This is a genomic window from Flavisolibacter ginsenosidimutans, from assembly GCF_007970805.1.
Taxonomy (GTDB): Bacteria; Bacteroidota; Bacteroidia; order Chitinophagales; family Chitinophagaceae; genus Flavisolibacter; species Flavisolibacter ginsenosidimutans.
The window spans coordinates 829990-849519 of the sequence record NZ_CP042433.1; the positions used below are offsets into that span (position 1 = coordinate 829990).

At 46.3% G+C, this 19530-nt stretch carries 19 protein-coding genes; 8 read left to right on the plus strand and 11 right to left on the minus strand.

Going from position 1 to position 19530, the window contains the following annotated elements:
• Positions 1–199 precede the first annotated feature (199 nt).
• Positions 200–607, plus strand: coding sequence for a hypothetical protein (locus FSB75_RS03445; protein WP_146782801.1), 408 nt, complete (start codon positions 200–202; stop codon positions 605–607).
• A gap of 410 nt (positions 608–1017) precedes the next feature.
• Here the strand turns inward: FSB75_RS03445 and FSB75_RS03450 are convergent, their stop codons facing one another.
• The 7 genes from FSB75_RS03450 to fbp all read right to left on the minus strand — a co-directional run bounded on the left by FSB75_RS03450 (position 1018) and on the right by fbp (position 5600).
• Positions 1018–1440: a hypothetical protein gene (locus FSB75_RS03450; protein ID WP_146782804.1), complete on the minus strand. Its 423-nt coding sequence runs from the start codon at positions 1438–1440 to the stop codon at positions 1018–1020.
• Positions 1418–1915: a Panacea domain-containing protein gene (locus FSB75_RS03455; protein WP_146782807.1), complete on the minus strand. Its 498-nt coding sequence runs from the start codon at positions 1913–1915 to the stop codon at positions 1418–1420. Before FSB75_RS03455 ends, FSB75_RS03450 begins: the two co-directional genes overlap by 23 nt.
• Positions 1916–1998: 83 nt before the next feature.
• Entirely contained in the window at positions 1999–2544 is a 546-nt protein-coding gene (locus tag FSB75_RS03460) for an NUDIX hydrolase (RefSeq protein WP_146782809.1), read from the minus strand.
• Between the two features lie 11 nt (positions 2545–2555).
• A complete protein-coding gene (locus tag FSB75_RS03465; protein ID WP_146782812.1) occupies positions 2556–3086 on the minus strand; it encodes a YfiT family bacillithiol transferase in 531 nt (176 codons plus the stop codon).
• A gap of 110 nt (positions 3087–3196) precedes the next feature.
• On the minus strand, positions 3197–3628 hold the full coding sequence (locus FSB75_RS03470) for an FKBP-type peptidyl-prolyl cis-trans isomerase (RefSeq protein ID WP_146782813.1): 432 nt from the start codon (positions 3626–3628) through the stop codon (positions 3197–3199).
• A gap of 89 nt (positions 3629–3717) precedes the next feature.
• Positions 3718–4479, minus strand: a complete 762-nt coding sequence (locus FSB75_RS03475; RefSeq protein WP_146782816.1) for an ABC transporter ATP-binding protein — start codon at positions 4477–4479, stop codon at positions 3718–3720.
• An 89-nt stretch (positions 4480–4568) separates the two neighbouring features.
• Positions 4569–5600 (minus strand): class 1 fructose-bisphosphatase, encoded by a 1032-nt coding sequence (fbp, locus tag FSB75_RS03480; protein ID WP_146782820.1) that lies wholly within the window; start codon positions 5598–5600, stop codon positions 4569–4571.
• Between the two features lie 196 nt (positions 5601–5796).
• Between fbp and FSB75_RS03485 the strand changes: the two genes are divergently transcribed.
• Positions 5797–7089: an aspartate kinase gene (locus FSB75_RS03485; RefSeq protein WP_146782823.1), complete on the plus strand. Its 1293-nt coding sequence runs from the start codon at positions 5797–5799 to the stop codon at positions 7087–7089.
• A gap of 52 nt (positions 7090–7141) precedes the next feature.
• A complete protein-coding gene (locus FSB75_RS03490) occupies positions 7142–9562 on the plus strand; it encodes a bifunctional YncE family protein/alkaline phosphatase family protein (RefSeq protein ID WP_146782826.1) in 2421 nt (806 codons plus the stop codon).
• Positions 9563–9639: 77 nt separating this feature from the next.
• Here FSB75_RS03490 and FSB75_RS03495 read toward each other — a convergent pair whose 3' ends face one another.
• The 3 genes from FSB75_RS03495 to FSB75_RS03505 form a co-directional block, all read right to left on the minus strand.
• Positions 9640–12645, minus strand: a complete 3006-nt coding sequence (locus tag FSB75_RS03495) for a VPS10 domain-containing protein (RefSeq protein ID WP_146782829.1) — start codon at positions 12643–12645, stop codon at positions 9640–9642.
• A gap of 43 nt (positions 12646–12688) precedes the next feature.
• Positions 12689–13339 carry a TMEM175 family protein gene (locus tag FSB75_RS03500; RefSeq protein ID WP_146782832.1) on the minus strand — a complete coding sequence of 217 codons (651 nt, stop codon included), beginning with the start codon at positions 13337–13339 and terminating at the stop codon, positions 12689–12691.
• A 74-nt stretch (positions 13340–13413) separates the two neighbouring features.
• Positions 13414–14406, minus strand: a complete 993-nt coding sequence (locus FSB75_RS03505) for a LuxE/PaaK family acyltransferase (RefSeq protein WP_146782835.1) — start codon at positions 14404–14406, stop codon at positions 13414–13416.
• 27 nt (positions 14407–14433) lie between these two features.
• Between FSB75_RS03505 and FSB75_RS03510 the strand changes: the two genes are divergently transcribed.
• The 5 genes from FSB75_RS03510 to FSB75_RS03525 are packed head-to-tail and all read left to right on the plus strand — an operon-like array spanning position 14434 to position 18384.
• Complete coding sequence (locus FSB75_RS03510; protein ID WP_146782838.1) at positions 14434–14895, plus strand: hypothetical protein; 462 nt, start codon at positions 14434–14436, stop codon at positions 14893–14895.
• A gap of 3 nt (positions 14896–14898) precedes the next feature.
• On the plus strand, positions 14899–15741 hold the full coding sequence (locus tag FSB75_RS03515; RefSeq protein WP_146782841.1) for a UbiA family prenyltransferase: 843 nt from the start codon (positions 14899–14901) through the stop codon (positions 15739–15741).
• Between the two features lie 9 nt (positions 15742–15750).
• Complete coding sequence (locus FSB75_RS03520; protein WP_146782844.1) at positions 15751–16857, plus strand: M42 family metallopeptidase; 1107 nt, start codon at positions 15751–15753, stop codon at positions 16855–16857.
• Positions 16854–17015, plus strand: a complete 162-nt coding sequence (locus FSB75_RS21765; protein WP_172623052.1) for a hypothetical protein — start codon at positions 16854–16856, stop codon at positions 17013–17015. The genes FSB75_RS03520 and FSB75_RS21765 overlap by 4 nt, the downstream gene beginning before the upstream one ends.
• Positions 17008–18384 (plus strand): SAM-dependent methyltransferase, encoded by a 1377-nt coding sequence (locus FSB75_RS03525; RefSeq protein WP_146782847.1) that lies wholly within the window; start codon positions 17008–17010, stop codon positions 18382–18384. The genes FSB75_RS21765 and FSB75_RS03525 overlap by 8 nt, the downstream gene beginning before the upstream one ends.
• A gap of 124 nt (positions 18385–18508) precedes the next feature.
• On the opposite strand, the gene porQ is transcribed toward FSB75_RS03525, so the two are convergent.
• Entirely contained in the window at positions 18509–19510 is a 1002-nt protein-coding gene (porQ, locus tag FSB75_RS03530; RefSeq protein ID WP_172623053.1) for a type IX secretion system protein PorQ, read from the minus strand.
• Positions 19511–19530 lie beyond the last annotated feature (20 nt).

The window sequence follows — 19530 nt, forward strand, 5'->3', positions numbered from 1 at the left end:
GGCTTTGTGAGTGGATATTTCTGGTTAGTTCTGCAATATACAACATTAGCCTATAATTTATATTATGTTAAACGGGCGCTCCGCACAGGAGCTATGCGTTGTTTGTATTTTTTGCCAACGCACCGCGTGAGCGACGAGTGAGAACGAAAAGAATAGTTTGATGCGGTATATTCGAGAGAATTAAAGCCACCTACTGTTTATGTTGCCAAAAGATTTTTTACCCTTATCCGAAATCGAAGAAACTATCAAGGCTGCTAAAGAAGAAATAGCCGCGATGGGCTACGTTAACATGACAGCAATTGCAAGCGGGAATATATCAGAGGTACAGAAATGGGTTGCTGTTTCCGCAGCCAACAAAATGATTTCATCAGGGAAATACATACAAGAAATTCAAGGTAGCGACATTATCGTTAAGCGTAATCCTGCATACACGAACAAACTATGGGATAAAATGGAAGAACAAGTTATAGCAGGTGCAGTAGCTTTAATGATAAGTATAGCGACGATACTAATAAGCAACCGAATAGAGAAGCCAAAATACGAACAACTAAATCGTCGTATGGACTCGGTAGAGAAAAAACTAAATCTACAAACCATTCCTCGATAGTTCGCCGAGGCTTCGCTTTTGCGTTGGGAGGCAAAAGCACCTTGCCTCTTTCGCCTGTCGGCGATTGTTCGGCTTTGCAAGCCGATGCTCCGCTGTTGAAAAAATACAAACAGCCGCCTACGCGATTGCCCACGCTGGCGGCGGTTTTGCCTCTAAGGAAAGTTGCAAAACCGCCCCTTGTCACAGGCCCACCCGTATAACATAATACAGAGTTATCGTCGCAAGGCGTAAAGGAGTGGCGGCCTATCCACAGGCCGCGCAAAGCAGCACACAAGGCTAACGCCTTTTGCGCGGCCTGTGGATGGGCCGCCACGAAGCATTTACTCGCCTTCCGCGCGATAACTGCCTTTTATGATAAGTAGGCGATACGGCAAAGAGTATATATGCAAGGAAAAAACCTGAAGAATTTTCTACGTTGACTTCTCCTTGTTAAATAAATAATTTGCCACGATTATAAAGATGCCAATGACCGTTGCTGTTGTTGTTGTAATCAGCGCTATCAAAACAGAATCGGACAAATGCCACTTGCCGCCGGCGCATTGGAACACCACCATCATTACCAGCAACATCCACACCACCGTTACCGCAAAAATGCTCCGGCTGAATTCTCTCCTGCCTTCGTTGTCATCCTCAAATTTTTTGATTTGCGCTTTGAGCAATTGCAGTTCCAGTGCAGCTTTCTCCAACTCGTGAATGCGGCCTTCTTTCAGTTCTTTTTCTTCTTCTTTCGCCGCTTCGTCGGTATCAACTTTTGAAGGCTGTGCCGTTTGAAGGCGGTTCTGAAATTCGGCAAGCAACGCTTCCGGCGGCTTAACTTTTATCGGCTCCTTCATGCGTTTTCTCTGCCAGAATGTTTTGAAAATAGGCCTTGATGCTGTCGTCGGGGATGACGTTAGACGATTGTTCGGGCGTGTAAACCTTGGCCCAAGGCGAGCCATCAAGGTGTGACCAACGGGAAAGTTCGTTGGCCGAAAGCGGATCGGTTACTTTCCAAGTATAATTAATCGCATCGTTTGCCGACGCACCTAAACTCTTTGTCCAGCCTTCTTTCACCGGCTCTTCCAAAAAATACAAATCGGTAATGGGGTCGCTGCCGTACAACTTGTAGGTATGATAAATATCCTGCACCACAGGACCAAATTTCCAGGCCTCAAACTTTTCGATAATCAGCGGTTCGCCGTATTTGGCCAGGTGATAGCCGTGAGCGAAATACACCATCTTCTGCAACTTCATTTGCGTAACAAAGCGGCCTTCCTGAATTCCCCTTTCAACGAAGGCTTGTGCGATGACGGAGGCGGGATAAGACATGCGGCGATTTGTTTGTAGCGCAAGTTAAAACAATCACGCATAAATTACTAAAATAATTAGTATGGACGTAGGGCGGACAAAACTCAAAGCTTCAGTTCTCCTAACCGTACCAATGCGTACATAATGCAGTTTACGTGCAGGCTTTGCATCATTTTGTCTTCTCTAACCAATTGTTTTACTTCTTCAATTGACATAAGTTCCACATCAATCTCTTCGGAATGATCTAAATCCGGCTCGGCAACCTTCTCTCCGCCCGTGGCCAGAAACATGTGCATGAAATTGTTGGTGGTGGACGGATTGGCGCAAATCTTTCCGAGGTATTCAAATTTTTGAAACGAGTAACCGGTTTCTTCCAGCACTTCGCGTTTGATACCTTCTTCCATGCTTTCGCCTTCTTCTACTACGCCGCCCGGCAATTCGCTTTCAATGGTGCCAATGCCGTGACGGTATTGTTTTACCATCACCACTTTCCCTTCTTTGGTCAGGCAAAAAGCGTTGGCCCATTCAGGATATTCCATTACATAAAACGAAGGAATAATGTTGCCATTCGGCAATTCGCATTTGTCCTTGCGAATGGTTAACCAAGGCTCCTTATGCAGATAAGTTGATTCTAAAACTTTCCATTTCATAATCTCAAATTTCAATTCCATCCTTTTCTTTCGCGCAGGCTTGTAATGTGTGCTGCGTGGTGACGGCCGTGCCAGGCATACATGCCGAGCAGATGCCACAGCGTAAATTCTTTTTTATGTTCGGGATGATAAACCGTTCGTGCAAAATCGTTGTCGGAGAAACTTTTTAAAAATTCGTACCAGCGTTTGTGCAAGGCGTGAAGCAGCGTCAGCGAAACGTTAATGGGCAAGGTTTTTACGTCGGCCGTTTCGGCCCACAACTTTTCTTCGTACGTGCGAATAGCCGGCTTCTCCTCGGTATAACCCAGTTTAAAACGACAGTAAGCGTTCAAGTGACTGTCCGCAACGTGATGCACGAGTTGATGAACCGTCCAGCCGCCTTCGCGGTAAGGCGTCTGCAGTTGCGCTTCGTCCAAATTGCTCACAGCGTGTTCAAGCGCCTGCGGCAGAAATTGAATGTCGGTTAGCCACTCTTCCTTTTGTGCCTGCGAAAATGGTTTTGGCTCATACCGGCCAATGGGATAGCGAAGATCTTGTTCCATTTGATTACACAAATTTTAAACGAATTACACGAATTGCTCAACGCAAGTAATAAACGAAAGAACACGATAAATACCAGCAAATGAATTCGTGTAATTCGTTTCAATTCGTGTCATAAAATCTCTAAAAGTTCGATGTCAAACACCAGCGTGGCGCCACCCGGAATGCCGCCGGTTCCGTTGTCGCCGTAAGCAAGGTGCGAGGGAAGCCATAAACGCCAGGTGCTTCCCACTGGCATCATCGGCAACACTTCCTGCCAGCCCTGAATCAGTTGCGTGGGCTTTGCGGTAAAGGGCTGGTTTCGTTTAAACGAAGAATCAAATTCTTTCCCGCTCAGCAAAGCGCCGCGGTAATGCGCTTTGATGGTGCTTTTGAGGGTTGGCTTCTCTCCCGTTCCTTCTTTTAAAATTTGGTATTGAATGCCGCTCGGCAATTCAACCACGCCTTCTTTGCTTTTGTTTTCCTGCATGAAGGCCATGCCTTCTTCTTTTTCTTTTTGCAGCTTTTCATTTTTCGCACTCTGCAAACGATCAAATAATCCCATGGTGTTTTATTTGGTTAAAGGCTTTTTGAAATTGATATTGTAAAGATTTGTTTCACTAACCTCCGACTTCCGATTTCCGTCACCTGTTCTCAATTTTCCCGCAACGATTTTCCTGTTAACGTAATAAACACGTCTTCCAAATTGGCTTGCTTTACTTCTTTCGGTCGTTCAAAACCGGTGGCTACCAGTTCGTCAATCAAACCGTCAGGCGAATTGAGCGCCACGATTTTTCCGCTGTCAACGATGGCTACGCGGTCACATAAATATTCCGCTTCGTCCATGTAGTGCGTGGTGATGATCACGGTCGTGCCTTTGCTGCGAATGTCCCGGATTAAATCCCAAAGGTTTCGTCTTGCCTGAGGATCGAGACCCGTAGTAGGCTCGTCAAGGAAAATAATTTTCGGGTCGTTAATTAACGTTGTGGCAATGGAGAAGCGTTGCTTTTGTCCGCCACTCAATTCTTTCACTTTGGCTTTTGCTTTGTCGCGCAGGTTAACCGAATCGAGCAAGGCCATCGCATCAATCTCCCTGTTGTAAAGTCCGGCGAAAAGATGAATGAGCTGCACCAGATTCAGGTTGGGATAAAAGCCGCTGGTTTGCAATTGCACACCGATAATTTTTTTTATTTCGTGCGGCTCGTTGTCCAGGTCAAAACCATTTACCATTACACTGCCGCTTGTTTTGGTTCGCAAGGTTTCAATGATTTCCAGCGTGGTACTTTTGCCCGCGCCGTTGGGTCCGAGCAAGCCAAAAATTTCACCTTCGTAAACGGCAAAGGAAATGCCTTTTACCGCTTCAAAGCTTCCGTAATTCTTTACCAGGTCCTGAACCGAAATAATTGTATTTACCATGCCGTATTTTAAAAATTCAAGATCCAAAAGCCAAGATCGGGAATTCCCCCTGTTTAATCTTGGCTTTTGGATCTTGAAATCTTGAATCTTTATGCTGTTTCTTTCTGTTCCACCGATGCCATGCAGGCTTCCAACTCGTCCATCATTTTGCTGCTGCCAACAAAAAAAGGCGTACGCTGGTGCAATTCCGTTGGCTCAATGTCGAGAATGGACGTGGAGCCATTCGTAGCGCGGCCACCGGCAACTTCGGTAATAAAAGCAAAAGGATTGCACTCGTACAACAAACGCAATTTGCCTTTTGGTTTATCAGTAGTGCCGGGATACATGAAGATGCCGCCCTTGATCAGGTTGCGGTGCACATCAGACACCATGCTGCCGATGTAGCGTTGCGTGTACGGTCCGCCGGTTTCTTTGGTTTTGTTCTGACACACGTTAATGTATTTGCGAACGCCTTCCGAATACCGGAAAAAATGCCCGTGGTTGACCGAATAAATATTGCCGCTGTCGGGGCATTGAATGTTGGGATGGCTAAGACAGAATTCACCCACCGAAGGGTCTAGCGTAAAACCGTTTACGCTTCTCCGCGTGGCATAAACCAACATGGTGGACGAACCGTAAACGATGTAACCCGCTGCCACCTGCGCATGGCCTTTTTGTAAAAAATCTTCTTTTCTTGCAATCGTGCCTCTTTCCGACACGCGGCGGTAAATGCCGAAGATGGTGCCGATGGAAACATTTACGTCAATGTTGCCGCTGCCATCGAGCGGATCGAATAAACAAACGTATTTTGAGTTCTTGCTGATGTCGTCGTCAAAGGCTACGAAATCGTCCAGTTCTTCCGATGCAATGCCCGCACAGCTCACGCCGCGTTGCAAAACGCCCATGAATTGGTTGTTGGCAAAAATGTCGAGCTTCTTTACTTCTTCGCCCTGGATGTTAGTGGTGCCGTGGTCGCCGAGAATATCCACCAGCCCGGCTTTATTTACCTCTACGTTGATGCGTTTGGCCGCAAGGCCAATGTCGCGAAGCAGACTGCTCAATTCGCCCGTGGCATGCGGAAACTGGCGCACAGATTGGATGGTAAACTCATCAAGCGTTAGTATGTTTCTGTTAACGTTCATGCAGCAAAACTTTTGATTAAAACAAATGTAAGGGAAAAAGAAGTGGGAGAACCGAAGCCGGAAGATTCGGAAAACCGCAGAACAGACCAGTAAGCAATATCGAACACACAGGAGGGTGCTTCCACTTTTTGAACATGCCTTCATCTTTCATCATTCCTTGTTCGTCTGTTTAAAATTCCTTTCATCTTTGCGCCCTATGAAAGTGTTCAAATTCGGCGGCGCGTCCATCAGCACAGTTGAACGGATAAAGAATGTTGGCGACATTTTAAAAAGATACAAGGGCGAACAATTGCTCATTGTTGTTTCGGCCATGGGTAAAACCACCAATGCATTGGAAAAAGTAGCCGAAGCCTTTTACGCAGGCAAGAAAGAAGAAGCGTTGAATTTGTTTGATCAGATCAAGCAAAGCCATCTTGCCATTTCGAAAGAATTCGTGCAGACCATAGAAAAAACAAACCCTCATTCTTCACTTACCATTCATCATTCATTGCAAGATTTCTTCACCGAAGTTGAATGGTTGCTGCACGACAAACCGGTTCGCAATTTTGACTATTACTACGACCAGATTGTTCCAATCGGCGAAATGCTTTCTTCTTCCATCTTGAGCAATTATTTAAACAGTGTCGCAATCAGCAATTCCTGGATCGACGTTCGCGACGTGCTGCGCACCGATGATAATTTTCGCGATGCAAAAATTGATTGGACCGTTACGGCGCAAAAAATTAATGAGGCGGTGAGGCCTCTCTTTGCCAAAACAAACATTGTTCTCACCCAGGGCTTCATTGGCGCAACGGATGAAAACGAAAGCACTACGCTTGGCCGCGAGGGCAGCGATTATTCAGCCGCCGTATTTGCGGCCCTTCTTAACGCCGAAAGCCAAACCATTTGGAAGGACGTGCAAGGCGTAATGAATGCCGATCCAAAACAATACGCCGAAGCGCAATGGATAAAAGAATTGAATTACCGGGAAGTGATTGAAATGGCTTATTACGGCGCGCAGGTCATTCATCCCAAAACCATCAAGCCACTGCAAAACAAGTCCATTCCGCTTTACGTAAAATCTTTTATTCATCCTGATGAGGAGGGCACCTGCATTCACAACCGAAACGTCAATCATCTTCCGCCCATCGTTGTGTACAAAGCAGGCCAGGTTTTGGTGCAGCTTTCTTCCAAAGACTTTTCTTTCGTGGGCGAAGGATTGACGGCAGAAGTTTACCGCATCTTCGAGTCGTTGAAATTTAAGCCCAATCTCATTCAAAGCACAGCCATCAGTTTGCTTTGCGTTGTTGACGACCGGCCCGAAAAAGTGGAAGCCTTTGCTTTGCGTGCCAGCGAAGATTTTGACGTGTCGGTTACAAAAGATCTAACCCTGCTCACCGTTCGTCATTACCAAAATGAGATTGTTCAGAAACTTACCAAAGACAGCAGGATCGTTCTGCAACAACAAACGCCGGAAACGCTTCAACTGTTGATGGAAGCAAAAGCATAACAACGTTTTGTTTCAAACTCGTCTTAGTTTCGCTTTACTGAATGCTTTTTGTATGAGAATACTTCGCCTTTTCTTCGTTGCTTTCTCTTTGCTATCGTCCTTTGCTTACGCACAAAAGCCCGGTGCGCAAAACAACCAGGTGCTGCTGCCCAATGGATGGAGCCTCTCTCCTGCCGGCAAAAATTTGACGCTTGGCGACCTGCCGCTGAACATGGCTGTGTCGCACAACAAAAAATTTATTGCTGTTACCAACAATGGCTACAGCGATCAGTCTATTCAGTTAATTGACGTAACAAAAGAAAAAGTAATTGACAGCATGCCGATAGATAAAAGCTGGTACGGGCTTGCTTTTTCCGCCGATGACAAAACGCTTTACGCATCGGGCGGAAACAACAACTGTATTTACAAATACACATTCGGAAAGAGCAGGCTTTGGCGAAGTGATTCACTCGTTCTGGGTTCGCGTTTACCGCACTTGATTTCTCCCGCCGGCATTGCGCTTGACGACAGCCGCAATCTTCTTTATACTGTTACCAAAGAGTCGGATAGTTTGTACGTCTTCAACACAAAAACAAAAACGCTATTAAAGGCTTTGCCTGTCGGCGGCGAAGGCTATGCGTGCACGTTGTCTCCCGATAAAAAGTTTTTGTACATCAGTTGCTGGGGCTGCGACGAGGTGAAAATTTTTGATACCAAAAAACAAAGCTTTAGCGGATGGATAAAAGTAGGCGACAATCCGAACGAGCTTTGTCTTTCGAAGAACGGACGCTGGCTCTATGTGGCCAACGCTAATGACAACAGCGTTTCGGTAATTGATACAAAAAACTCCAAAGTAGTTGAAGTTCTCAACGCTGCTTTGTATCCCGATTCACCTCCCGGTTCCACGTCAAACGGCATTGCTTTGAGCGAAGACGAAAAGGTCTTGTACATCGCCAATGCCGACAACAATTGTCTCGCCGTGTTTGATGTTTCTGCGCCGGGCCGAAGCAAGGCAAAAGGTTTCATCCCGGTTGGTTGGTACCCGACTAACGTAAAAGTCATTGGGCAAAAAATTTACGTGACAAACGGCAAAGGCTTTACCTCTCTTCCCAATCCTCACGGCCCTAATCCGCTGGTAAAAGCCGAAACGGTAACGTATCAAAAAGGCAATAGAAAATTTCGGACTGATGAATATATCGGTGGTTTGTTTCGCGGAAGCATGAGCGTTGTTGACGTGCCTTCGGAAGCAAGGCTTGCGGTTTACTCGCAGCAGGTTTACCAAAATTCGCCTTACACAAAAGAAAACACAGTGGTCATTGAAAACGGCAATCCTGTTCCTACTAAAAAAGGCCAAACTTCGCCCATCAAATACGTCTTCTACATCATCAAGGAAAACCGCACGTACGACCAGGTTTTGGGCGATGTAAAAGAAGGCAACGGCGATCCTTCGCTGGTGTTGTTTGGCGAAAACATTACGCCTAACCAACATGCTCTTGCGCGACAGTTTGTGCTGCTGGATAATTTTTATTGCAACGCAGAAGTCAGTGCCGACGGTCACAATTGGAGCTTGGGAGCTTACGCAACGGATTATTTGGAAAAAACATGGCCGACAAGTTACGGCAACCGTGGTGGCAATTATGATGCGGAAGGCAACCGCGCCACGGCCAACAACAAAGGGGGTTTTATTTGGGATTATTGCCAACGGGCCGGCGTGAGTTACCGCACCTACGGCGAGTTTGCCGATGATTACAAACCCAATATTCCCGTGCTTAAAAATCATTATTGCACTTACTTCACCAGCTGGAATCAAAGGGTGCGGGACACGACACGCTTTTACCAATGGCGCCGCGATTTTGATTCGTTGTTGGCCATTAATAAAGTGCCGCAATTAAACACCTTGCGTTTCATTAACGATCACACCGAAGGGTTGGCAAAGAACCGCCCAACGCCTTTTGCACATGTGGCCGATAACGATCTTGCAGTGGGTATGTTCATTGAGCATTTAAGCCACTCGCCTATCTGGAAAGAGTCGGTTATTTTTATTGTAGAAGACGATGCGCAGAACGGCGCCGATCACGTGGACGCTCATCGCACAACGGCTTACGTTGCGGGTGGTTTTGTGAAACGTGGTTTTGTAGATCACACGATGTACTCAACAACCTCAATGGTGCGAACCATTGAATTGATTCTTGGCTTGCCGCCAATGTCGCAATACGATGCGTCGGCAACGCCCATGTGGCGGAGCTTCGCAAACGAAGCCGACCTTGCCCCTTTCAAATCCTTGCCGATTAACGTCGCTCTTGACAACAAAAACATCGCTATCAACGAGTGGCAGGCCCGTTCAGACAAACTGAACTTCGCCAAAGAAGATGCCGTTCCTGATGTTGAGTTCAACAAGATTTTGTGGCACGGTATTAAAGGTGACCGTGTTCCATTTCCGGCACCGAAGCGTGCGGCTTTTATCAAAATAAAAGAAGAAAAAGACGATGATTGATCCTCGTCTTTTTCTTCTTCATGAATTATTTGCCCGTTTCAGGTATTCGTAAGCCTTACTTGAACCGCACATGACCCTTATTTCTGCTCGTCCATCGTCAATATCTTCCAGCTATTGCGCAATCGTTTGTAGTCTTTCAAAACTTTATTTACGCCTTCTATCGTTTGCTGTGTTGGCGGCGCGTCGCTTTCCTGCAACGTGTTGAACAAGCCTCCAAGGCTGCCTTCCATTTGTTGCAGACCCATGCGTTGCGGAGTTGGCGCCAGCAACGTAGCAATGGATTTTTCCACCACTTGATTTGTATTTTTTGTACGCACAGCGGCAATCTCCTTCAACAATGATTGAAGTTCCTTTCTTGTCGTATAAAGCTGCATTGATAGATCATGCTGCAATTGCAAATCTTTCAACGCTGTTTTTACACGCGGGTCTATTTTCACGGTGAAGCGTGAAGCCGAATAAATCTTTCCGTCAACATAAAGCCTGACCGTGTAGGAGCCCGGCATAGTCCAGGGTGAAGAAGGCGCAGGCGACGTGTTTTCATAAACGGCGGCAATTGGATACGAAGGCGAAACGTTCAACGGCGTGTAACGTAAATCCCAAACAAAACGATGTCCGCCGGCTTCTGTTGAAAGCTTTTGCTGCGGACGTATCCAATACAAGGGAATGTTAACCGACGGAATGTTGTACAAAGTATCCTTGCTCGAAAACTTTCGCACCAATTGACCTTTTGCGTCCACAATTTCCAAAACCACTTCATCTGCCGCTTTTGTTTTTAAAACGTAATCCATCGGCAAGCCGTCGGGTGGATTTTCACCCGCGGGTTCTTCTTGCGGCAGCGGCGTATCGGTGTTTGAATTCCACTGAACGCGGTAAACGGTTTCAGGAGTAAAGACCATTACTCTTGTTTTTTCTGTTTGAGCAGAAGCATAGCGGAGCAATTGAATGTCGTCCAATATCCAAAAGCTTCTCCCGTGCGTGCCCACAACAAGATCATCATCTTTTATTACCAAATCGCGAATGGATGTTGCGGGCATGTTCAACCGCAACGATTGCCAGTGTTCGCCGTCATCAAACGACACGTAAACGGCCCGTTCGCTTCCGGCAAACAACAAACCTTTTTTGCGCGGATCTTCGCGTACAACGTTGATGGGATCGTCAGGTAGTCCACTTACGATTTCTTTCCAGGTCTTGCCGCCGTCTGTGGTTTTGTAAATGTGCGGGTGCATGTCGTCCAAACGAATTCTGTTCACCGCAGCATAAGCCGTGTTCTCGTCAAAATGGCTTGCTTCCATCAACGATATTTTGCTCCACGATGTAATTGAAGGAGGCGTTACGTTCTTCCATGTTTTGCCGCCGTCTTTTGTTACATGAATCAAACCGTCGTCGGTCCCGCACCAGATGGTATTGATGTCTTTAAACGACGGCGCAACGGTATAAATCACACCGCGCCGCGGCATTGTTTTTAAGCCTTCGCTTTTATAAATTCCAACGTTATCCGGCACCTCCCAACTTTCGCGGCTTAAATCCGGGCTGATGACTTGCCAACTGTGGCCGCCATTAATTGTTTTAAAGAGAACGTTGCCAGCGAAGTACAAGGTTTTTTTATCTATGGGTGAAAACAACACCGGCGCCGTTCGCAAAAAACGGTATTTGCCGCTGCGCACAGCTTCCGGTGCAATGTTTTGCGTCTGGCCCGTGCGTTTGTCGTAACGCGAGATCTTGCCGCCGTAAATAATATTGGGATCAAGTGGATCAGGTGCCACGTAGCCGTATTCTTCTACACCCACAGGATGCCAGTCGCGAAAGGTTATGGCGCCGTCGTTGCTTCTCGATGCGATACCCACTGAGCCGCTCTCCTGTTGCGCACCGTAAACGTTGTACGGGAAAGCATTGTCGGTAATGACGTGATAGAATTGCGCCGTGGGTTGATTGTACCAGGACGAAAACGTTTCGCCGCCATTCACCGTGATGATGGCTCCTTGGTCAACTGCAAGAAGAATGATTTTTGGGTTCGTTGGATTGATCCAGATGCGGTGATAATCATCGCCGCCCGGCGCACCGCGAAAGGCGGCCCAGGTTTTTCCACCATCAACCGATTTCCACGTCACCACGTTGGCATCGTACACAACATCGGCATTAAGTGGATCAACTTTGAGTTCGGCAAAATCGCTTCCGCGTCCCCACAATCTTGCATCGGTGGCGATGCGTGTCCAACTTTCGCCGGCGTCGTCGCTGCGGTAAATGCCGCCTTCTTTTTCGGCATCAACCGTTGCATACAAACGCTTTGAATCCGACGGCGCAATCGCAAAGCCAATTCTTCCCAGGCCTTGTTGTGTGGAAGGCAATCCGTTCGTTAATTTTTTCCACGTGTTGCCGCCGTCGGTTGATTTGTACAAGCCGCTGTTCGGACCGTTCCATGCACCGTTTTCCCAAGGCCCCTGTCGTCCGGCCCACATGTCGGCATACACAACGTTTGGATTTGTCGGGTCAATTGTTACCTGAACTGCGCCTGTGTTTTCATCAATATAAAAAACTCTCTCAAAGCTTTTGCCACCGTCGGTTGTACGATAGATTCCACGTTCTTCGTTTGGCCCGTAAGGATGTCCCAAAGCCGCAACGAACAAACGGTTTTCATTTGTTGGGTCAATGGTCAAACCGCCAATTTGCTGCACGTTATTCAGCCCAAGGTGCGTCCATGTTTTACCGGCATCACTTGATTTATATACACCGTTGCCAACCGATAAATCAGGGCGTTGCAAGCCTTCGCCGCTACCCACGTAAACCACATTCGGATTGGATGGCGATACAACTATATCGCCAATTGATCCTGTAGATTGTGCGTCGAAGATTGGGTTCCAAGTGCGGCCAAAATCGTTTGTCTTCCACACGCCGCCGTTGTTTACACCGATGTAGAAAACGTTCGGTTGTTGCGGCACACCTACTGCGCCAACGGTGCGTCCACCACGGTGGGGGCCAATCATTCGCCAATGCAAATGATTAAAAGACGAAGCATCTTGTTGTGCAAAAAGGGCAGACGAAAAGAGAAATAAAAAAAGAGAAAGAGAGAGAATTTTTATTCGCATACTGTGTGGTTAACTGCGACTAAAATTAAGGTTGCAAACTTGTTCAGCCATTTTTCTCCGCAATCTTTTCAGCCAGGGCCTCGTCGTCAATGCCATCGGGGATAAAAAATAAAACAGGCGTAACGATAAAGCAAGCGAAGGAAAGATAAACGCTTACATAAGCCAACGGTATCGAACACAAACAAGCCGCTACGCCAATGTAGTTTTTTGTGCGGGCTTTGAGTGTTACGCGGTAAATCTTAGTGGTTAAGCGTTTGTCGCGGTCTTTGTACACAAGACCTTTGCGAAGCGAATAAGACCGCATCCGCGCAAAAGCAAAAGTGGTCATCAGCATGATAAAACCATAAAAAGCCACTGCGTCCGGTATCAACGGAGCGTCGCCCACAAAAGCCGTGGACAAAGGGATAAGGCTGACCCAGAACAGGAAGAAAAGATTTTGGAGCAAAAGGCGTTCGTCGGTTTTTTCGAGCAAGTGGTACATGTGGTGGTGATTGATCCAGAAAATTCCCACCATCATAAAACTGAACGTGTAGGTGATAAAATAAGGCAAGAGCAAATAAAGGCTGAGCCGGATACTCCTTTCGGTTCCGTGCTTGGAGAAATCAGGAATTTTTAGCGAGAGTACCATGATGGTGATGACGATGGACATCACGCAATCGCTAAAAGCCTCTACCCTTGTAGTACCGATTTTCATTTATGGATGTGCTATAATTATTGCGCCAAAGGTCCATTCCGCGCTTCTCATCGGAAAGATCACGATGGGCCGGTTCAGACCAATTGGCTGCAACCGCGGATGTCGCTGTTGTCAAGCCTCCCCAAAACTTCAAAGCTTCCATCGGGGTGAAACCGGCCACGGTCATCAGTGGCAATAAAACTGCACGAATAAATATTCGCGAGGTCAATCATGTTAATGGCTCCCGAGCGGGCCGAATAAGAAAGCGGATCGGTCTCTTCGCGCAGAAAAACTTTCATCCACGGCGGCGTTTTGTAAAAGCCATTGACGGCATAAGCCTGCGACAGCAGTTCGGTCATACCGTATTCCGAATGAATTTCATTCAACGAAAAAGCCTGCCTCAATTCGTCGTACAGTTCAGTTTTTGTCAACTCTTTTTTGCGTCCTTTCATGCCGCCGGTTTCAATGATGGTGGTGTGCTTTAACGGCAAGGAATCCGTTTCCGCAAAATCAAGCAAAGCATAACTCACGCCAAACAAAATTGTTTCTTGTGCGGCTGCTTCAAGAGATTCAAGGGTTGCCTTCAACTTTTCGTGCTCGTACAAATAAAAACCGCTCATCGGATGATTGCTACGCTTGATTAATTTTTCCACCATGTACACCAACGAAGAATCGCCGCGCTCAAGATAAGAAGGCAGAAGTCCCAGCACACAGAGGCTTTCGGGCTTGCCGTAAAATTGTTCAAAGCACCGGAGAAAACTTTCTTCGTAAAGCGAAAGGTCTTTCACCAAATGTTGGCTGGTATTATTGCCCGTAGTGCCGCTGCTTTTAAAAACAGCCTGTGGCGAAAATGAGCCTGAAACAATTTCTTTTGTTTTAAAAAATTGAATGGGCAGAAACGGAATGTCCTCAATTGCGTTAACGTTTTCTGGTGTGCGCCGAAGGGCTTTGCAAAACGAGTTGTAAACAATGTTGGTGAAAAATTGAAACCGGAAAATTTCCAAGGCAATTTGAGAGAAGTCTTTTTCGTTTTGAATGGCGAACACCGCTTTTCGCAAGTCATTTTCTTTCGGTAGTTCAAAACCCATCGTGTAAATTTGAGAAGGAAAACAATTATGAAACGAATCCTTTTTTTTACGGTTCTTGCCGGTTTGTTTGCCGCGTGCAACAAAGATAAATTCAAAACCGTGCCCCAGGTTAGCGTCACGTCTTTTGGCCCAGGCGAAGTGGTGAAAGGACAGATCATCACCTGGAAAGCCAGCGTCACCGACAAAGAAGGCGACGTACAAGACTCGGTGATTTTTTACCGTAAAATTTTTAACGCTACTACAGACGTTCTGCTGTCAACCGACAGTTCCGTTCGCGGCACGCTTGCCACTTTTGGCATTCCTTCTAAAACGCAGGAATTTGAATTGCAACTGCAATTGAGTTACGGCGAGCAAGTAGATGGCTACCAACTGCAGAACAACGGCTCCGGCGTTGACCGCAAGCTTTCTATTGGCGTTTATGTGAAAGACAAAGCCGGCAACCGCAGCGAGTTTGCCGAGTCGGGTAAAATTCTCCTGAAAAAGATCTGATCCTTGTTCAAAAAAATTTTTGATTTTTTCGTTTTCACCAGCCTTTTTATTGCGTGTTGCGCCGTGTTGATGGTTTATCAAACCGGCCTTCTTTTTCATGTTCAGTTTCCTTTTGCTCTTTATGCCTTTGTTTTTTCGGGCTCCGTATGCAGCTATAATTTTCATTGGTATTTAACGCCGCCCGATGTTACCGAAGAATCTTATAAAGTGAAATGGAACATCAGCAACCGGCCGCTGCATCTTGTTCTTTTCATTCTTGGACTTTTGGGTGCTGCGTTCACGTCGTTTTTATTGCTTAAACATTGGATGTGGCTTGGCGTTACCGCCTTTTTGACTTTTCTTTATTCGGCGCCGAAAATAGATCATCCGCTAACTACCTGGCTGCGCCGGATTGCGGTTGGAAAAACTATTTTTCTTGCGGCTTCCTGGGCGCACATTACTTCAATGTTGCCGTTGTTGGTGGTACAGGGAGGTGTTTCTTTTGCGCAAGTATTGTTTGTCGCCAACCGTTTCTTTTTTATTTATGCCATTTGCATCGTGTTTGACCGCAGGGACGTGGAAGAAGACCGCAAGGCCGGCATCAAAAGTCTCATTACGTATTTTGATGCAAAGGGAATTGACCGCCTGTTTTGGGCCTCGATGCTCCTGACTTTGTTGACGTCTCTCTTGTTATTGAAATGGCTTTCTGTAAGCGATGTTATTATCTTGCTAATCCCGGCTTTTATCATGAGTTTGCTTTACCAAAAAAGCAAGCAAACCTCGTCGGATTATTTATACTATTTTTTGCTTGACGGCCTGATGGCGCTTTCCGCTCCAATACTCATTTTGCTTAGATTTGCCCGATAATTTTTGAGCATGGCTAAAGCAAAAAAGAATTCTTCGGTTTTGACAGATGAGTCCCTGAATTTCTTTCGCAATTATATCAACACCCCTTCTCCGGTTGGCTTTGAAGCCACCGGCCAGCGTTTGTGGATAGATTATATCCGCTCTTATGTTGACGATGTTTTCACCGATCCGTACGGAACAGCAGTAGGCGTTATCAATCCCAAGGCAGAATTTAAAGTAGTGATTGAGGCACACGTGGACGAGATCAGTTGGTTTGTCAATTACATCACCAACGAAGGCTTGCTTTACCTCAAACGCAACGGCGGCGTGGACCATCAGATTGCGCCGGGACAACGCGTCATCATTCACGGGAAAAAAGGCCCGGTGAAAGCCGTCTTTGGCTGGCCGGCTATTCACACCCGCATCAGCGCACCGGATAAAGAACCTGTTGCAAAAATTGAAAACCTGTTTTTGGACTGCGGTGCCCGCAGCAAAAAAGAACTGGAAGATTTGGGCGTTCGCGTAGGCAGTGTGGTCACTTACCGTGATGGCTTTGACGAACTGGCGAACGATTATTATATCGGTCGTGCCTTTGACAATCGCGTGGGCGGTTTTATGATTGCCGAAGTAGCAAGGCTAGTTAAAGAGGCCAACAAAAAATTGCCTTTCGGCTTATACGTCATCAATGCCGTGCAGGAAGAAATTGGTTTGCGCGGTGCGGAGATGATTGCGCGACGCATCAAGCCAAACGTTGCCATCATAACCGACGTTACACACGATACGACAACGCCCATGATCAACAAAATGATTGAAGGCGATACGGCTTGCGGCAAAGGCCCTTCACTTTCGTACGGACCCGCGGTGCACAACAAGTTGCTGCAATTGGTAGAAGACGTTGCGGAGAAAGCAAATATTCCTGTACAACTGCGAACCGTTTCGCGCAGCACCGGCACGGATACCGATTCCTTTGCTTATGCTAACGACGGCTGCCCTTCTGTGTTAATTTCTATTCCCTTGCGCTACATGCACACAACGGTGGAAATGTTGCACCGAAGCGACATTGAAAACACCATTCGTCTTATGTACGAAACAGTGCTCACACTAACACCCAAGACAAACCTCAGCTATTTTTCATGACGCAGTTTTTGTTATACGTAGATCCCGGAAGCGGCAGTTATTTGATACAGGCGGTGGTAGCTGCCGTTACCGGTTTTCTTTTTTTCTTCAAGAACATTCGCATGTACCTGCGCGATAAATTCTCCCGACTTTTTGGCAAAAAGAAAACGGATGAATGAAGACAAGCCTCAACGCCATCCGTCTTCTTACCGCGATCCATCAGGGTTTGTTTTTACGTATCAAAATCAACTTTACAGGCAAGTCAATAAATGTTTTTCCGCTGACTTTGAAACCTTTGTTCGCAGCGGTTTGTATCAATCCTTGGTTGACCAAAAGTTTTTAATTCCGCACAAAGTTGTTCCGCAAAATTTTACCGGCGATGAAGCCTGGTTTGCAACGCTGAAGCCCGAACGCATCGAACGCATCTCTTATCCTTACGAATGGAGTTTTTCGATGCTGAAAGATGCGGCTTTGCTGACTTTGCAACTTGCGTTGAAGGCACTGGAAAAGGACATGATTTTAAAGGATGCCTCACCGTACAATGTTCAATTTTACAAAGGCAGGGCCGTGTTCATTGACACGCTTTCGTTTGAAAATTACAAAGAGGGCGAACCGTGGATTGCGTACCGTCAGTTTTGCGAAAATTTTTTGGCGCCGTTGTCGTTGATGCATTACGTTGGCTTGCCCTTGCAAGGGTTGTTTCTTGCGTATCCTGACGGCATTCCGTTGTTGCTGGCAAAAAAACTATTGCCGTTTAAAAGCAAGCTGAATGCGCTTTTGTACCTGCATCTTCATTTGCACGCAAGCCTTTCAGCAAAGGAAGTAAAGCAGGAAAGAAAAACCATTTTATCCAAACAGAAACTAATTAATCTGCTGAAAGGTTTGCAATCGCTCGTTTCTTCTTTTCGTTTTGATAAATACGAAAACGTTTGGGGCAAGTATTACGAAGAAGCCGAAACACGGCCGGGTTATCTGGACGAAAAGAAAACCGTGATTTCTTCCTGGCTTTCGAACCTGGCTGATGCAAAATCGGTGATTGACATCGGCGGCAACAAGGGTGAATTTTCTTTGCTGGCTGCAACGCCGGAACGCACGGTGATTTGCGCTGATGGCGAGCACCACGCTATCGAACGATTGTACCAGCAAACAAAAGAACAAAGCATCACCAACGTTCTTCCGCTTTGCATTGACTTTACAAACCCCTCTCCAGCCATAGGTGTAAACAATAAGGAACGTTCGTCCTTTTTTGAACGGGCTTCTTCGGATTTGGCAATGGCACTTGCTCTTGTGCATCATCTTGCCATCGGAAAAAATATTTCTTTCGACCTGATTGCTGAAATGTGTGCGCAATTAGGCAAAACGCTAATCATTGAATTTGTGACGAGAGAAGACGAAAAAGTGCAACTGTTGCTTCGTTACAAAAAAGACATTTACGATTGGTACACGGAAGAAAACTTTCAAGCCGCTTTTTCAAAACATTTCAAAGTGATAGAAAGACGGTTGTTAACGACGTCCTCCCGAATCCTCTATTTAATGAAAGGATTATGAGGTTCAGGCTCCATCTTACACTTGCTTTCCCTCGTCAATGTTTTCGCGTGGGTTGAATGCGGAATCAAACCAGCATTTATTGCTGTTACCCGATTCAACGTTTGGCTTGAAGGACACACGATTGTTATTTTCCCAGGCCGCTTAATTTGTTCAGCGCCACGGTTAAACCAAGTTGATTAAAACTCACGCCGCGTTGATAGCTTGTCCGTGCATACTGTATTTGCAGCTTGCTGAATTTAATGTGCAGTCCTGCGGAAAAGCCCGTTAAGCCGTTTGCCGCGCCGGATGTTGATAATTCCTGCCGGCGAAGATGATTGTAACCAATAGTAGCTTCTAAATTTTGCCCGATATAAACGTGTGTTGCCAGCACAAAATGATTGAAGATTTTGTCAAAGGACGAAGGCGAAGAAAAGCTGTTGTCGTTGTTAAAAGCAACGTCGTTATACGTTAAGTTAAACCGGTGAAGGTGATGCACGGTAAATGAAAATGCGAATGGTGCGTTGCTCAGCCGTTTACTGATGCCGGCCTCCAAATCAAAAGGCAAATCTTCCGCAACACCGGTGTATGTTTTTAATTGAGTGCCCATGTTTTTTGCAAGAAAGGAAGCGGTAAAGCGATTGGCTGAATCGGTATAAAGCAGGCCTGCATCAAGAGCTATTGCATTGGAGGAATAAGGCGGATAAGAGGACTGAATAAATTTTATTGCAGTGCCGTAGGTCCATCGCTCCAGGTATTTTTTTGCGGCCGAAACTTGCACCACAAAATCTGCCGGATGAAAAGAGCCGGAAATATTTCCGGCTGCATCCGTTGCAGGAATTGAGCCGTAATCAACGTAAGAAACATGACCGCCAAAACTTGTGTTTAATCGTTGCGAATAATAAGCGCCTGTTAAGCTGTAATTTTTTATACCGGCTAAAAAAGAATTGAACGAAACATTGAGCTGCGTCGTTAATGATTGTTGCAAGAAAGCCGGATTGTTTGCCGCAAGGCTCACGTCATTCGCGTTGTACGAAACGTTCACACCACCGGCTGCGGTTAGCAAAGGTGAAGAAGGCAGGTTCAAAAAATTATAGGCTGCATTGCCACCCAGGGTTTGTGCGAATGAAAACGAAGAAAGGAAAACCAAGATTAACAGGATTGATAAAG

Coding starts and splice junctions, on each gene's coding strand:
- FSB75_RS03490 (WP_146782826.1), top strand. CDS start 7,142: ATGAGAATACTTCGCCTTTTCTTCGTTGCTTTCTCTTTGCTATCGTCC.
- FSB75_RS03500 (WP_146782832.1), bottom strand. CDS start 13,339: ATGAAAATCGGTACTACAAGGGTAGAGGCTTTTAGCGATTGCGTGATG.
- FSB75_RS03445 (WP_146782801.1), top strand. CDS start 200: ATGTTGCCAAAAGATTTTTTACCCTTATCCGAAATCGAAGAAACTATC.
- FSB75_RS03460 (WP_146782809.1), bottom strand. CDS start 2,544: ATGAAATGGAAAGTTTTAGAATCAACTTATCTGCATAAGGAGCCTTGG.
- FSB75_RS03485 (WP_146782823.1), top strand. CDS start 5,797: ATGAAAGTGTTCAAATTCGGCGGCGCGTCCATCAGCACAGTTGAACGG.
- FSB75_RS03510 (WP_146782838.1), top strand. CDS start 14,434: ATGAAACGAATCCTTTTTTTTACGGTTCTTGCCGGTTTGTTTGCCGCG.
- FSB75_RS03520 (WP_146782844.1), top strand. CDS start 15,751: ATGGCTAAAGCAAAAAAGAATTCTTCGGTTTTGACAGATGAGTCCCTG.
- FSB75_RS03475 (WP_146782816.1), bottom strand. CDS start 4,479: ATGGTAAATACAATTATTTCGGTTCAGGACCTGGTAAAGAATTACGGA.
- FSB75_RS03505 (WP_146782835.1), bottom strand. CDS start 14,406: ATGGGTTTTGAACTACCGAAAGAAAATGACTTGCGAAAAGCGGTGTTC.
- FSB75_RS03470 (WP_146782813.1), bottom strand. CDS start 3,628: ATGGGATTATTTGATCGTTTGCAGAGTGCGAAAAATGAAAAGCTGCAA.
- FSB75_RS03465 (WP_146782812.1), bottom strand. CDS start 3,086: ATGGAACAAGATCTTCGCTATCCCATTGGCCGGTATGAGCCAAAACCA.
- FSB75_RS03495 (WP_146782829.1), bottom strand. CDS start 12,645: ATGCGAATAAAAATTCTCTCTCTTTCTCTTTTTTTATTTCTCTTTTCG.
- fbp (WP_146782820.1), bottom strand. CDS start 5,600: ATGAACGTTAACAGAAACATACTAACGCTTGATGAGTTTACCATCCAA.
- FSB75_RS03450 (WP_146782804.1), bottom strand. CDS start 1,440: ATGAAGGAGCCGATAAAAGTTAAGCCGCCGGAAGCGTTGCTTGCCGAA.
- FSB75_RS21765 (WP_172623052.1), top strand. CDS start 16,854: ATGACGCAGTTTTTGTTATACGTAGATCCCGGAAGCGGCAGTTATTTG.
- FSB75_RS03525 (WP_146782847.1), top strand. CDS start 17,008: ATGAATGAAGACAAGCCTCAACGCCATCCGTCTTCTTACCGCGATCCA.
- FSB75_RS03455 (WP_146782807.1), bottom strand. CDS start 1,915: ATGTCTTATCCCGCCTCCGTCATCGCACAAGCCTTCGTTGAAAGGGGA.